The sequence below is a fragment of the Enterobacter sp. FB genome (assembly GCF_000805795.1).
GTDB classification, from domain to species: Bacteria; Pseudomonadota; Gammaproteobacteria; order Enterobacterales; family Enterobacteriaceae; genus Enterobacter; species Enterobacter roggenkampii.
This window is the reverse complement of the sequence record NZ_JSZC01000006.1, coordinates 447,285-462,298: the sequence shown is the minus strand read 5'-3', so window position 1 is coordinate 462,298 and position 15,014 is coordinate 447,285. Positions and strand designations below refer to the sequence as shown.

Annotated in this window: 11 protein-coding genes; 1 reads left to right on the top strand and 10 read right to left on the bottom strand. The window is 58.5% G+C overall.

Annotated elements, in window-relative coordinates:
• Window positions 1–162: 162 nt before the first annotated feature.
• From mazG to rlmD, 3 genes are all read right to left on the bottom strand, one after another.
• Window positions 163–954 carry a nucleoside triphosphate pyrophosphohydrolase gene (mazG, locus tag PI91_RS04620; protein ID WP_008499627.1) on the bottom strand — a complete coding sequence of 264 codons (792 nt, stop codon included), beginning with the start codon at window positions 952–954 and terminating at the stop codon, window positions 163–165.
• A 66-nt stretch (window positions 955–1,020) separates the two neighbouring features.
• Complete coding sequence (gene relA / locus PI91_RS04615) at window positions 1,021–3,252, bottom strand: GTP diphosphokinase (protein ID WP_008499628.1); 2,232 nt, start codon at window positions 3,250–3,252, stop codon at window positions 1,021–1,023.
• Window positions 3,253–3,303: 51 nt separating this feature from the next.
• Window positions 3,304–4,602, bottom strand: a complete 1,299-nt coding sequence (gene rlmD, locus PI91_RS04610; protein ID WP_039265525.1) for a 23S rRNA (uracil(1939)-C(5))-methyltransferase RlmD — start codon at window positions 4,600–4,602, stop codon at window positions 3,304–3,306.
• A 57-nt stretch (window positions 4,603–4,659) separates the two neighbouring features.
• Between rlmD and barA the strand changes: the two genes are divergently transcribed.
• The gene (gene barA / locus PI91_RS04605; RefSeq protein WP_039265524.1) at window positions 4,660–7,419 is read left to right on the top strand and encodes a two-component sensor histidine kinase BarA; all 2,760 of its coding nucleotides are present in this window, start codon (window positions 4,660–4,662) and stop codon (window positions 7,417–7,419) included.
• 89 nt (window positions 7,420–7,508) lie between these two features.
• On the opposite strand, the gene PI91_RS04600 is transcribed toward barA, so the two are convergent.
• The 7 genes from PI91_RS04600 to PI91_RS04570 form a co-directional block, all read right to left on the bottom strand.
• Window positions 7,509–8,648, bottom strand: coding sequence for a glycerate kinase (locus PI91_RS04600; RefSeq protein WP_039265523.1), 1,140 nt, complete (start codon window positions 8,646–8,648; stop codon window positions 7,509–7,511).
• A gap of 77 nt (window positions 8,649–8,725) precedes the next feature.
• The gene (gene gudD / locus PI91_RS04595; protein WP_039265522.1) at window positions 8,726–10,063 is read right to left on the bottom strand and encodes a glucarate dehydratase; all 1,338 of its coding nucleotides are present in this window, start codon (window positions 10,061–10,063) and stop codon (window positions 8,726–8,728) included.
• Window positions 10,064–10,078: 15 nt separating this feature from the next.
• Window positions 10,079–11,419, bottom strand: a complete 1,341-nt coding sequence (locus PI91_RS04590) for an enolase C-terminal domain-like protein (RefSeq protein ID WP_039265521.1) — start codon at window positions 11,417–11,419, stop codon at window positions 10,079–10,081.
• Entirely contained in the window at window positions 11,419–12,774 is a 1,356-nt protein-coding gene (gene gudP, locus PI91_RS04585) for a galactarate/glucarate/glycerate transporter GudP (RefSeq protein WP_032675441.1), read from the bottom strand. Before gudP ends, PI91_RS04590 begins: the two co-directional genes overlap by 1 nt.
• Window positions 12,775–13,108: 334 nt before the next feature.
• The gene (locus PI91_RS04580; protein ID WP_008499636.1) at window positions 13,109–13,558 is read right to left on the bottom strand and encodes a flavodoxin; all 450 of its coding nucleotides are present in this window, start codon (window positions 13,556–13,558) and stop codon (window positions 13,109–13,111) included.
• 24 nt (window positions 13,559–13,582) lie between these two features.
• Window positions 13,583–14,359 (bottom strand): tRNA pseudouridine(65) synthase TruC, encoded by a 777-nt coding sequence (truC, locus tag PI91_RS04575; RefSeq protein WP_039265520.1) that lies wholly within the window; start codon window positions 14,357–14,359, stop codon window positions 13,583–13,585.
• Window positions 14,356–14,685, bottom strand: coding sequence for a YqcC family protein (locus PI91_RS04570; RefSeq protein WP_023294461.1), 330 nt, complete (start codon window positions 14,683–14,685; stop codon window positions 14,356–14,358). Before PI91_RS04570 ends, truC begins: the two co-directional genes overlap by 4 nt.
• Window positions 14,686–15,014 lie beyond the last annotated feature (329 nt).

Below are 15,014 nucleotides of genomic sequence, written 5' to 3'. Positions count from 1 at the left end.
GAACACGGCGAGCGCCACAAACTTTCATTCTCCGTCTCCATTCCAGGCCATGACAAACATAAGGAGTGAGAAAATAGCCCCTTTTGGGTAAATGTTTTTGACGCAAATCAAGCGCTTGTCATTTAAAAAATCACACAAATTGCGCTTGATCGCAAAATTTCGTTAGAGATCAGATTCCTGGCGCTTTACTTCCTGCCAGACTTCTTCCATCGCGTCGAGGTCAATACCGCTCATTTCCAGGCCTCGCGAGGCGACAATCCGCTCCACTTCGCGAAAGCGGCGTTCGAACTTAAGGTTGGCTTTTTGCAGCGCCGTTTCCGCTTTTACACCCAGGTGGCGAGAAAGGTTGACGGTCGCAAACAGCAGATCGCCCATCTCTTCCTCAAGCTTTGCTTCATCCACCACCGCCTGCTGCGCTTCGTGCATCACCTCGTCAATCTCTTCGTGCACTTTATCCAGCACCGGGCCGAGGGAGGTCCAGTCAAACCCCACGGCGGAGCAGCGTTTCTGGATTTTGTGCGCGCGCATCAGCGCGGGCAGGCTCAGCGGAATGTCGTCCAGCGCGGAGTGCTGGGATTTTTCTGCCCGCTCGGCGCTTTTGATCTGCTCCCAGCGGGCCAGGACTTCGGTGCTGGTTCCTGCGGTAGCGTCACCGAAAATATGGGGATGGCGGCGCTCAAGCTTGTCGCTGATGGCAGCGCAGATATCGTCAAAGTTAAAGCGCCCTTCTTCCTGCGCCATCTGCGCGTAGAACACAACCTGGAAAAGCAGATCGCCCAGCTCGCCGCGCAGGTCGTCAAAATCTTCACGGGAAATCGCGTCCAGCACCTCGTAGGTCTCTTCAAGGGTGTACGGGGCGATGGTGGCGAAAGTCTGCTCTTTGTCCCACGGGCAGCCGTTTTCCGGGTCGCGCAGGCGTTTCATGATGCCGAGCAGGCGGTCGATTTGAGTCATAATACTGTCCTGATGAAAAAATGCCGGGTGGCGGCGTTGCCTTACCCGGCCTACGGAAGAGGATGTTTAGCCGCCGTGCAGACGACGCGCGTCAATCACATCCGGCACCTGGTTCAGCTTGCCGAGCACGCGGCCCAGCACCTGCAGGTTATAGATTTCGATGGTCATATCGATGGTGGCAAGCTGCTCGCGGGTATCGCTGCGGCTGGCGACGCCCAGCACGTTGACCTTCTCGTTGGCGAGAATGGTCGTGATGTCGCGCAGCAGGCCGCTGCGGTCGTTGGCAGTGACGCGCACCACCAGCGAGTAGCCGGCGGAGTAGCTCTCGCCCCAGACCGCTTCCACGATGCGCTCCGGCGCATGGGACTGCAGCTCGGCAAGCTGGTCGCAGTCGGAGCGGTGGATCGAGATCCCGCGCCCCTGGGTGATAAAGCCGACGATATCGTCGCCTGGAATTGGCTGACAGCAGCGGGCAATGTGGTGCATCAGGTTACCGACACCTTCGACCACCACGCGGCCGTTGTCTTTGCTGCGCTGCTGCGGCGCGTAAGTTTTCTGCTGCAGTTGCTTCAGCGCCGCCGCGTCCTGCTCTTCCGCGCTTGGCTTATTGAACTGCGCCTGCAGGAAGTTCACCATCTGATTCAGACGAATATCACCGCCGCCAATCGCCGCTAACAGCTCATCAAGCTCGTTGAAGTTGTAGCGCGGCAGCAGGAATTTCTCCGCCTCTTTCAGGCTGATACCGATATGCTCCAGCTCGTCGTCAAGGATCTGGCGGCCGGCAAGGATATTCTTGTCTCGATCCTGTTTGCGGAACCAGGCGTGAATCTTCGAGCGCCCGCGGCTGGTGGTGACATACCCCAGGTTCGGGTTAAGCCAGTCCCGGCTCGGGTTCGGCTGCTTCTGGGTAATGATTTCAATCTGGTCGCCCATCTGCAGCTGATAGGTGAACGGTACGATACGCCCGCCAATTTTCGCCCCGATGCAGCGGTGCCCCACATCGCTATGGATGTGGTAGGCAAAATCGAGCGGCGTAGAGCCGGCCGGCAGGTCGACAACGTCCCCTTTCGGGGTAAAGACGTAGACGCGATCGTCAAAGACCTGGCTGCGCACTTCGTCGAGCATCTCGCCGGAATCGGCCATCTCTTCCTGCCACGCAATCAGCTTACGCAGCCAGGCAATGCGGTCTTCGTGGCCTGAACGCGCCCCGCCGGACGTGCCTTCTTTGTATTTCCAGTGCGCGGCAACGCCCAGCTCGGCGTCCTCGTGCATCTGTTTGGTGCGGATCTGAATCTCGACCGTTTTACCGCCAGGGCCAAGCACCACGGTATGGATTGACTGATAGCCGTTCGGTTTGGGGTTGGCGACATAGTCGTCAAACTCATCGGGCAGATGACGGAAGTGCGTGTGCACTATCCCCAGCGCGGCGTAGCAGTCCTGCAGACGCTCCGCCACGATACGCACGGCGCGCACGTCAAACAGCTCGTCAAAGGCGAGGTGTTTCTTCTGCATTTTGCGCCAGATGCTGTAGATGTGCTTTGGTCGACCGTAGACTTCGGCGCGCACGTTCTCTTCTTTCATCGCCTGGCGCAGGCCGCCGACAAACTCCTCGATATAGTGCTCGCGGTCGATGCGGCGCTCGTGCAGGAGTTTGGCAATCCGTTTGTATTCCGCCGGGTGTAGATAGCGGAAGCAGTAATCTTCCAGCTCCCACTTCAGCTGACCAATCCCCAGCCGGTTCGCCAGCGGCGCATAGATGTTCGTACACTCTTTGGCAGCCAGCACGCGCTCGTCTTCCGGCGCATCCTTCACCTCTCGCAGGTGGGCAATACGCTCGGCCAGCTTGATGACCACGCAGCGGAAATCATCCACCATGGCCAGCAGCATCCGGCGAACGTTATCGACCTGCTCTGAGGAGACGGAATCCGTATGCGCGGCTTTGAGCTGACGAATGGCTGCCATATCGCGCACGCCGTGGATCAGCGCAACGACGGATTTTCCGACGCTGTCGCGCAGCACGTCTTCGCTGACCACGTCCGCATCCGCGAGGGGGAAGAGCAGCGCAGCCTGCAGCGTTTCGATGTCCATGTTCAGCATGGACAGGATTTCAACCATCTCCACGCCGCGCCACAGGAGAAGATCGGCGTCGGGATGCCCCTGCGTGGTGCGCAGACAATAGGCCCAGGTTTCGGTTAAGCGTTCACACGACTGCTGGCTGGAAATTCCCAGACTTGCGATCCATTTTTGTGGGTCAAACTCCCCAGCTTTATTGAGATGTGCACTTCTTACCGCAACCATTGTCCTCTCCTTTAGGGACCAGGGCCTGTCGAAGTCGACAAGCCAAACAAATTAGATGTGCTCGAACAACACCATCGATTCCAGATGCCCAGTGTGCGGGAACATGTCCAGCATTGCCAGACGCTGAATCTGGTAACCCGCGCTGAGTAATGCCTCGCTGTCCCGGGCAAGCGTTGCCGGGTTACAGGAAACATAGACCACACGCTTTGGCGCGAGTTTAATAATATGTGCCATCACGCCCGGGGCACCGGCACGCGCCGGGTCGAGCAAAATTTTATCGAAGCCCTGCTTTGCCCACGGCTGTTGGGTGACATCGTCCTCAAGATTTTGATGAAAGAATGTCACATTTTGCAAGCCGTTCTGCCGCGCGTTCTCCTGCCCTTTCGCCACCAGGGCCTCAACGCCTTCCACACCGACGACGCTGGCCGCTTCTTGCGCCAGCGGCAGCGTGAAGTTGCCCATTCCGCAGAACAGATCGAGCACCCGGTCGCTTTTCTGAACGTCCAGCCACGCCAGCGCTTTCGCCACCATCTGCTGGTTAACGCCATCATTGACCTGAATGAAATCCCGCGGGCTGAACGTTAAGCGTAGCCCGTTTGACGCATACCAGGGCGCCTCACCGGTAACCTGTTCAAGTATCTCGCTTTGTGGTGCCAGGAAAAGCGCCAGGTCGTGGGAATGCGAAAAGCGTTCCAGTTTTTCGCGATCTTTCTTCGACAACGGCGCGGTATGGCGCAGCACCATCAGCGGGCCATTGTTTGCCATGACCAGTTCGACGTGCCCAAGATGGCGTACGCCGTCCAGCCCGGAGAGGCAGATGCGCACTTCCGGAAGCAATGCCTCAAGATGGGGCACCAAAATGGGGCACCGCTTCACGTCAACGATGTCGCTGGAGCCGGCCTTGCGAAACCCCATCTCCAGCCGCTCCGTTTTTGGCTGATAGCTGAGGCTCAGGCGCGCGCGACGACGATAGCCCCAGGGCTCATCGGCAACAATTTCGTTAACGTCATGTTTAAGCAGACGCGCCAGCGCGTTGCTTTTGCTTTTTTGCTGTAATTCTGTGCTCGCATGCTGTTGCTGGCAGCCGCCGCACACGCCAAAATGGGGACAGCGGGGTGCCACACGCTCCGGGCTATCGTTGAAGCGACGCTTAACCTGCCCGCGCGCAAACTGGCGTTTATCTTCCGTTAGCGTAATTTCTGCTCGTTCTGCTGGCAGTAAACCTGTTATAAACAGAGCCTTACCATTGTGACGTGCCACTCCCTGGCCAAACGGATCGAGTTCCGTGGCCTCAACAGTGATGATTTGACGCGTCGTCACGCGTCGCTTTGCAGAGTAGAATTGCGCCATCGCAGAGATTTTTCTCACATAACCATAATTATCTTAATTGTCCCATAACGGAACGCCATGACCAACTACAGCCTGCGCGCGCGCATGATGATTTTGATCCTCGCCCCCACCGTTCTCATCGGTTTGCTGCTGAGTATCTTCTTTGTGGTGCACCGCTATAACGATTTGCAGCGACAGCTGGAAGATGCAGGCGCCAGTATTATCGAACCGCTTGCCGTCTCCAGCGAGTACGGCATGAACCTGCAAAACCGCGAATCCATTGGGCAGTTAATCAGCGTACTCCACCGTCGTCACTCGGATATCGTACGCGCCATTTCCGTTTACGACGAACATAACCGCCTGTTTGTGACCTCAAACTTTCATCTCGATCCGGCAGCACTGAAGATCCCGGACGGTACGCCGTTCCCGCGCCACCTCACCGTATTGCGGCGCGGCGATATCATGATCCTGCGCACGCCGATCGTGTCGGAAAGCTATTCCCCCGATGAGTCTGCGCAGTCCGACGCCAAATCCAGCAATAATATGCTGGGATATGTGGCGCTTGAGCTGGATCTCAAGTCGGTCCGGCTACAGCAGTACAAAGAGATCTTCATTTCCGGCGTGATGATGCTGTTCTGCATCGGCATTGCGCTGATCTTCGGCTGGCGCCTGATGCGCGACGTGACGGGCCCCATCCGCAACATGGTTAACACGGTTGACCGCATTCGCCGGGGACAGCTCGACAGCCGTGTGGAAGGGTTTATGCTGGGCGAGCTGGACATGCTGAAAAACGGCATCAACTCGATGGCGATGTCGCTGGCGGCCTATCACGAAGAGATGCAGCACAACGTTGACCAGGCGACGTCCGACCTGCGCGAAACGCTGGAGCAGATGGAGATCCAGAACGTTGAGCTGGATCTGGCGAAAAAGCGCGCTCAGGAAGCGGCGCGTATTAAATCGGAATTCCTTGCCAATATGTCGCACGAGCTGCGCACGCCGCTCAATGGCGTGATCGGCTTTACCCGTCTGACCCTGAAAAGCGAGCTCAACCCCACTCAGCGGGATCACCTGCACACCATTGAACGTTCGGCCAACAACCTGCTGGCGATCATTAACGACGTGCTGGACTTCTCCAAGCTGGAAGCGGGCAAGCTGATCCTCGAGAGTATCCCCTTCCCGCTGCGCAGCACGCTGGATGAAGTGGTGACGCTGCTCGCGCACTCGTCGCACGACAAAGGCCTGGAGCTGACGCTTAACATTAAAAACGACGTGCCGGATAACGTTATTGGCGATCCGCTGCGCCTGCAGCAGGTCATAACCAACCTTGTCGGGAATGCCATTAAGTTCACCGAAAGCGGTAATATCGACATCCTGGTAGAGAAACGCTCGATCAGCAGCAATAAGGTCCAGATTGAAGTCCAGATCCGCGATACCGGCATCGGTATTCCGGAGCGCGACCAGTCGCGTCTGTTCCAGGCGTTCCGTCAGGCGGACGCCAGCATCTCCCGCCGTCATGGCGGTACCGGTCTGGGGCTGGTGATCACCCAGCGTCTGGTGAACGAGATGGGCGGCGATATCTCATTCCACAGCCAGCCAAACCGCGGTTCAACCTTCTGGTTCCACATTAATCTGGACCTTAATCCGAACGTGCTGACCGATGGCCCGGTGACGGACTGCCTGAAAGGCAAGCGTCTGGCCTACGTTGAGCCTAACGCTGCGGCGGCGCAGTGTACGCTCGACATCTTAAGCACCACGCCGCTGGAGGTGGTCTACAGCCCCACCTTCTCGGCGCTTGCCGTAGAGCATTACGATATTCTGCTGATGGGCATTCCGGTCACCTTCACCGGCGAGTTGACCATGCAGCAGGAGCGCCTGGCGAAAGCCGCGTCGATGACCGACTACCTGCTGCTGGCGCTGCCGTGCCATGGGCAGCTCAACGCGGAAGAACTGAAAAACGACGGCGCGGCCGCGTGCCTTTTGAAACCACTGACCGCAACCCGTTTGCTGCCAGCCCTCACGGAATATTGCCGTCTTAGCCAGCATGCCCTTCCGCTGATTAACGATGAGCAAAAATTGCCGATGAGCGTGATGGCGGTGGATGATAATCCGGCCAACCTGAAGCTCATTGGCGCATTGCTTGAGGACCAGGTTCAGCATGTGGAGCTGTGCACCAGCGGCGCGCAGGCGGTTGAACAGGCTAAGCAGATGCAGTTCGATTTAATCCTGATGGATATTCAGATGCCGGGCATGGACGGCATCCGGGCCTGCGAGCTGATCCACCAGCTGCCGCATCAGCAGCAAACGCCGGTTATTGCTGTCACCGCGCACGCGATGGCGGGCCAGAAGGAGAAGCTGCTGAGCGCCGGGATGAATGACTATCTGGCAAAGCCCATCGATGAAGAGAAACTTCATAGCCTGCTGTTGCGCTACAAGCCGGGTCATATTGGCGGAACGTACACGGTTTCCAGCGAGCAGGCTGAGATAAGCGTTAATCAGAACGCCACCTTTGACTGGCAGCTCGCGCTGCGCCAGGCGGCAGGTAAACCCGATTTGGCCCGCGACATGCTGCAAATGCTGGTCGCGTTTCTGCCAGAAATTCGCAACAAGGTGGAAGAGCAGCTGGTGGGTGAAAACCCGGAAGATCTGCTGGACGCAATCCACAAGCTGCACGGCAGCTGCGGGTACAGCGGCGTACCGCGGCTGAAAAACCTCTCTCAGCTTCTGGAGCAACAGCTGCGTGCCGGTACGCCGGAATCGGAGCTTGAACCGGAGTTCCTGGAGCTGCTGGATGAAATGGATAACGTGACGCGCGAAGCGATGAAGGTGTTGGGGAGCTGAGGTAAAAGCCCGGTGGCGCTACGCTTGCCGGGCCTACAGGTGCACTAACGTAGGCCGGGTAAGGCGAAGCCGCCACCCGGCAATCACAGCTAAAATGCCTGCCCCACTTTCAGCACCGCCGCGATATTCCTTGCGGCCATCCTGACGTTCTCGCCGGCATTTTCCAGCGCGTCTTCCAGCGTGCAAATGGTGTAGATCACGCTAAACACGGCATCAATGCCGTGATCGTGTACCACGCCAACGTCCGCCGTCAGGCTGCCTGCAATGCCAATAACGGGTTTGTTAAAGCGTTTTGCCACCTTCGCCACCCCCACCGGGACTTTGCCGTGGATCGTCTGGCTGTCAATGCGGCCTTCCCCCGTGATCACCAGATCCGCATCGGCCACCTGATCGGCCAGGTGTAGCGCATCGGTCACGATCTCAATGCCCTGGCGCAGCTGCGCGCCGCAAAAGGCGTAGAGCGCCGCGCCCATGCCCCCCGCCGCGCCGCCGCCAGCAAGGTTCAGTACGTCGATATCCAGATCCCGGACAATGACGCTCGCATAGTGCGCAAGCGCGTTGTCCAGGGTGACGATCATCTCGGGTGTGGCGCCCTTCTGCGGGCCGAATACCGCTGACGCGCCATCCTTCCCGGTAAGCGGATTGGTTACATCGCAGGCCACCTCAATCCGGCATTCCACCAGACGCTTGTCCAGCCCGCTCAGGTCGATACGCGCGAGTTTTCCCAGCTCGCCCCCGCCCTGCCCAAGAGGCTGTTCATTGTCGTCCAGCAGCTTCGCCCCCAGCGCCTGCACCATCCCTGCGCCGCCGTCGTTGGTAGCGCTGCCGCCAATGCCAATAATAATATGCTTAACGCCCGCATCCAGCGCGTGACGAATCAGTTCGCCCGTGCCCCAGGAGGTGGTTTTCAGCGGATTACGCTGCGAAGGCGCAACCCGCTCCAGGCCGCTTGCCGCCGCCATTTCAATAAAGGCGCTCTGCTTATCACCGGACAAGCCATAAAACCCCTCCACGCGCTCGCCCAGCGGGCCGGTCACCGGAACATGTACAATGCTTCCCTGCGTTGCCGCGATCATCGCCTCAACCGTCCCTTCGCCACCGTCCGCGACCGGCAGCTTCACGTAAACCGCCTCGGGAAAGATCTCGCGAAAACCACGCTCTATCGCTGTCGCAACCTCAAGCGCACTCAAACTTTCCTTATACGAGTCCGGTGCGATAACAATTTTCATAAGCCATCCTTACGCATAGTCGTTACGTTAAGCATACACCACGTAAAAGACCGCTCATGGGAGCGGTCCCAATGCGTTTATCGTACCATGCACGGGCGTTTATTGTCGAATGTCCAGTCAGGGATCAGATACTGCATCGCCATCGCATCGTCGCGCGCGCCCAGACCGTGTTTCTGATACAGCTCATGGGCCTTCATGACCTGATCCATATCCAGCTCAACCCCCAGCCCCGGCGTGGAAGGCACCTGCACCATGCCACCTTTGATCTCAAACGGCTGCTTAGTAAGACGCTGATTACCTTCCTGCCAGATCCAGTGGGTGTCGATAGCAGTGATCGTGCCCGGCGCAGCGGCGGCGACGTGCGTGAACATCGCCAGCGAGATATCGAAGTGGTTGTTGGAGTGCGAACCCCAGGTCAGGCCAAACTCATGGCACATCTGCGCCACGCGCACCGAACCCTGCATCGTCCAGAAGTGCGGGTCGGCCAGCGGAATATCGACTGACTGGAGGGATAAGGTGTGTCCCATCTGACGCCAGTCGGTCGCAATCATATTGGTCGCGGTCGGCAGCCCCGTAGCGCGACGGAATTCCGCCATCACTTCACGGCCAGAGAAGCCTTGCTCAGCCCCGCACGGGTCCTCCGCGTAGGCCAGCACGCCTTTCAGCTGCTTGCCGATCGCAATCGCTTCATCAAGGGACCAGGCCCCGTTCGGATCGAGCGTCACACGCGCCTGCGGGAAACGTTTTGCCAGCGCGGTGACGGCTTCCGCCTCTTCTTCCCCGGCCAGCACGCCGCCCTTCAGTTTGAAATCGTTGAAGCCATATTTTTCGTATGCCGCTTCCGCCAGGCGCACCACCGCATCCGGGGTCATTGCCTCGTCGTGGCGAAGCCGGTACCAGTCGCATTGTTCATCCGGCTGGCTCTGATACGGCAGTGGCGTCAGCTTGCGGTCGCCGACAAAGAACAGATAGCCCAGCATTTCCACTTCGCTGCGCTGCTGCCCCTCGCCCAGCAGCGACGCAACGTTAACGCCCAGATGCTGGCCCAGCAGATCCAGCATCGCGGCTTCAATGCCGGTCACCACGTGGATAGTGGTGCGCAGATCGAAGGTCTGCAGACCCCGGCCCCCGGCATCGCGATCGGCAAAGGTGTTACGCACGGTGTTGAGGACGTTTTTGTACTCACCCAGCGTTTTGCCCACCACCAGCGGAATGGCGTCCTCCAGCGTGTTGCGGATCTTCTCCCCGCCCGGAATTTCACCCACGCCGGTATGGCCGGCATTGTCTTTGATGATGACAATGTTGCGCGTGAAGAACGGCGCGTGCGCGCCGCTCAGGTTCATCAGCATGCTGTCATGGCCCGCAACCGGAATGATTTGCATGGCGGTGACGACAGGGGTCGTAAAAGTACTCATCGTGTAATCCTTTTATCAGTGACGTCCGAAAACAGGGCGCTTACGGTCAAATGTCCAGCCGGGAATAAGGTACTGCATCGGGCCCGCATCGTTACGCGTGCCGCCCGGCAATTTTTTATACGCCTCATGGGCTTTATGGATCCGATCCCAGTCCAGCTCCACGCCCAGGCCCGGCGCATCCGGTACGGCAATTTTGCCATTGATGATTTCCAGCGGATTTTTCGTCAGGCGGGCTTCGCCTTCCTGCCAAATCCAGTGCGTGTCGATGGCGGTCGGGTTACCCGGCGCCGCCGCGCCAACGTGGGTAAACATCGCCAGCGAAATATCAAAGTGATTGTTCGAATGACAGCCCCAGGTGAGTCCCCAGTCATCGCACAGCTGCGCCACGCGGACCGCGCCTGAGAGCGTCCAGAAGTGCGGGTCCGCCAGCGGTATGTCGACGGCGTTCAGCATCACCGCATGACCTATTTCGCGCCAGTTGGTAGCGATCATATTGGTCGCCACCGGCAGCCCGGTGGCACGACGGAACTCGGCCATGACTTCGCGGCCCGAGAAGCCCTGTTCCGCGCCGCAGGGATCTTCTGCATAGGTCAGGACATCCCCCAGCCCTTTGCACAGGCTAATGGCTTCATCCAGCAGCCATGCACCGTTGGGATCGACGGTGATCCGCGCATCCGCAAAGCGCTTTTTCAGCGCCCGGGCCGTTTCAATCTCCTGCTCGCCGGGCAGCACGCCGCCCTTCAGCTTGAAATCCTTAAAGCCGTAGCGATCCTGCGCCGCCTCGGCCAGCCGCACCACCGCGTCGCTGGAGAGCGCTTCCTGGTGGCGCAGGCGATACCAGTCGTGATCGCCCGCGGTTCGGGCCAGATAGGGGAGATCGGTTTTATTGCGATCGCCAATGTAGAACAGATAGCCCAGCACGGTGACCGCATCGCGCTGTTTGCCGGGCCCCAGCAGTTCGCAGACCGGGACATTGAGCGCCTTACCCAGTAAATCAAGCAGAGCCGCTTCCAGGGCGGCGACCGCATTGACGCGCAGTTCAAACGTCCAGGCACCTTTACCGAACGTCTCAAAGTCTGCCGACTGGTTGCCTTTATGCACCCGCTGAACCACCTTGTTCAGACGGGCAATCTCCTGCCCCACCACCAGCGGAATGGCATCGACCAGCGTCTGGTAAATCACCTCTCCGCCAGGGGACTCGCCCACGCCGGTATTCCCTGCGCTGTCTTTTAGCACGACGATATTACGGGTAAACCAGGCGTTATGCGCGCCGCCAATATTGAGCAGCATGCTGTCCTGCCCGGCCACCGGGATGACCTTCATCTCGGTGACGATAGGGCTCGATTGCGTTGTCATCAGCCACGCTCCGCAACAGGTTTAAGTTCGACGCGTTTGATATCCCCCACCAGCACCAGGTAACTCAGGACCGCCACCAGCGCATGCACACCCACGTAGATTAGCGCACCGTTGAAAGAGCCGGTGGTACCAACGATGTAGCCGATAGCGATGGGCGTCACAATCCCGGAGATGTTGCCGAACATGTTGAACAGACCGCCGCTCAGGCCGCTGATCTCTTTCGGGGCCGTATCCGCCATTACCGCCCAGCCCAGCGCGCCAATGCCTTTGCCGAAGAAGGCCATCGCCATAAAGCCGATAATCATCCACTCGGCATTGACGTAGTTACAGAACACCATGGTCATGGAGAGCAGCATGCCGAGCACGATGGGCGTTTTACGCGCGATGTTCAGTGAACCCGTGCGGCGCATCAGCCAGTCGGAAATCACCCCGCCGAGCACGCCCCCCACGAAGCCACAGATGGCCGGGACCGAGGCAACAAACCCCGCTTTCAGAATCGACATGCCGCGTGCCTGCACCAGGTACACCGGGAACCAGGTGATGAAAAAGTAGGTCAAGGCGTTGATACAGTACTGGCCCAGATAGATCCCGATCATCATACGCGATCCGACAAGCTGCCTGATCTGCGCCCATTTCTGGCTGAACGGCACTTTCGCCGTCGAGGATTTCTGATCCATGTTGATCAGCGCGCCGCCTTCAGCGATGTACTCCAGCTCTTTTTTGTTTACGCCAGGGTGCTGGTTGGGTTCGTGGATCACTTTCAGCCAGATAAAGCTGATGACGATCCCGAGTCCGCCCATAAAGAAGAACACGTGCGACCAGCCCACCTCATGGGTTAGCCAGCCCATAATGGGCGCAAAGATCACCGTCGCGAAGTACTGTGCGGAGTTGAAAATCGCCACCGCCGTTCCCCTCTCCTGCGCCGGGAACCAGGCCGCCACAATGCGGCTGTTGCCCGGGAAGGAAGGCGCTTCCGCTAAGCCCACCAGGAAGCGCAGCGTGAAGAGCGCGACGATAATGCCGAAGCCGCTGAAGATATCGACGAAGCCCTGCAGCAGGGTAAAGGCAGACCAGATGAAGATGGACCAGAAGTAGACCCGTTTCGAGCCAAAGCGGTCGAGCAGCCAGCCGCCAGGAATTTGCCCGATGACGTAGGCCCACGAGAAGGCGGAGAAAACGTAACCCATGCCCACGGGATCAAGGCCGATATCTTTTGCCATTTCCGAGCCGGCAATCGACAGCGTGGCGCGGTCACCATAGTTAAAGGACGTGACGATAAACAGCATCACCACTATCCAGTAGCGGGCATTGGTGCGCTTTTCAGCGCTGCTCGCTGCGTGGCTTAATGAACTCATTGTTGCACTCCTGAAACATAGCTTTCGCCTGGTTCATTCTGTACAGCACCGGTAGGGTAAGCAGAATGAGATTGGTTTTTGTCGTTTTGGTACGGCCTGAAGCCGTTTTATCGTGACCGGAAAAGTATATGAAGGAGTGCCTCTTCACCTCACCGTGCAAAAACACAGTATTAAAGGGCGTGAGGGAGGTTGTTTAGGGCATAAGCCCAGAGGAGTGGAAGGTGGTTCACGGAAATGGCGTTTGGTGCGAAGTGTAATGCCGGGTGGCAGCTACGCCTGACCCGGCCAGGAAAACCCATAGGCCCGCGCAAGCGAAGCGCCGACGGGCAGAGTGTTATTTGAGAAGTGAGGCCCAGTTCTCCACCCACGGGTTTGATTCGCTTTCTGGCTCCGGGTGCTCACCCGCATCAATCAGCAGCATCTCGCCGACGCGCTGGGCGCTCTGCTCCTGCAACAGCGCATCGAACTGCTTGCCGCCGCCGCAGAAGTTGGCGTAAGCGCTGTCGCCGAGGGCGATGATGCCGTAGCGAACGTCTGGCTGATAGCCAAGCTGGTCTTTAATGCCCTGGAACAGCGGCACGATGCTGTCCGGCAGATCGCCCTGCCCGGTGGTGGAGGTCACCACCAGAATGTATTTATCTTTATACTTTTCCCAGTCCGCCAGCTCCGGGTCTTCATAGACCGTGGCTTTATGACCCTGGCTTGCCAGAATCGCCTCCGCCTCTTCCGCAACCAGCAGCGAGTTGCCGTACATTGTGCCGACAAAAATGCCTACTTCAGCCATGCTATTTTCCCATAGTGAATGCGCTTACTCTTCATCCTGAACGTTGCCCGATACAAACTCAACCCTTTCATTTTCGGGGAGTTGTCCCAGCCAGCCAAACTGTGACAGCGCCTGCATCCAGACGTCGTCCAGCCCCGCGCGGAGAGTCAGCGGCTCGCCGGTAAACGGGTGCATCAAGCTCAGCTCGCTTGCGTGTAACATCAGACGATGGCAGCCAAAGTGTTCGGCCGCGCTGCGGTTCTGGCGCAAATCACCGTGTTTGCTGTCGCCAATAATCGGGTGGCGCAGATGCGCCAGATGGCGTCGCAGCTGGTGCTTGCGCCCGGTTTTCGGCAGAAGCTCGACCAGGCTGTAGCGTGTGGTCGGAAATTTGCTGGTGGCCACCGGCATTTCCGTGGTTGCCGTGCCGCGATAATCCGTCACGGCCGGCTGCGGGCCTTTGTCATCCCGGGCAAATTTATCGCCGATTTTGTCCAGCTCCTCCACCAGCGGATAATCCAGGGTGGCGGACTCGGTCAGCCAGCCACGCACGATCGCGTGGTAGCGCTTCTGGATCTGGTGCTGTTCGAACTGCTGGGCCAGCAGACGGCCAGCTTCGCTGGAAAGCCCCATCAGCAGCACGCCGGAGGTCGGCCTGTCGAGGCGATGGGCGGTAAACACATGCTGACCAATCTGGTCGCGAACGGTCTGCATTACCACCACTTTCTCGTCGCGATCCAGCCAGCTGCGGTGCACCAGCCAGCCTGACGGTTTATTCACCGCCACCAGCCACTCGTCCTGATAGAGGATCTCAAGCGTCATGCATCTTCACCGGCAAACAGGGCATCCAGCTTTTCCAGTTCGACCAGCATGACGTCGCGCGCAGGGTGCGTCGCGTCGAGCGCCATTTCATAATAGGGAGAGACAGCAAACGCCTGCGGCAAGGGGTGCCCCCCCTCAAGCAGGGCGTGCATGCGCGGAATTAACACCCACTGCAGCCACTCGAAAGGCGCCAGCGTATCCAGGCAGAAAGGCTGGGTGCTGGCGAACGCTTCTGGCTGCGGCGCGGTCTCCTGCCACAGCTGATGTTGGCGCAAAAGGGCTTCGATGGCGTGCAACTGAGCACGAACGCTATCGTGTTGCGTCATAGTAACCTCAACTGAAAATGTGAACGGCGCGCAGCATAGCATTGCGAAAGGCAGAAATAAAAAAAGGGAGCACTGTAAAAACAGTGCTCCCGGTTCGTTCCGCAGCATTCCAGCTACAATTCGTGCTCCCTGCTCATCCGTGACAACTTTTCCTGAAGCCCGAAGGCCTGGTCATCCGTCTACCTTTCGCATCCTGCACACATCTTCCTGACGTGTTTGTTTCATCCTGAAACGTCCTGGCCTTCCTGACCCACCGACCATCCTGACCGGCTCTCGTTCTCCTTCCTGGAGGTGTCCCTTACGCATCCTGCGTTATCCACTTCGCTTCA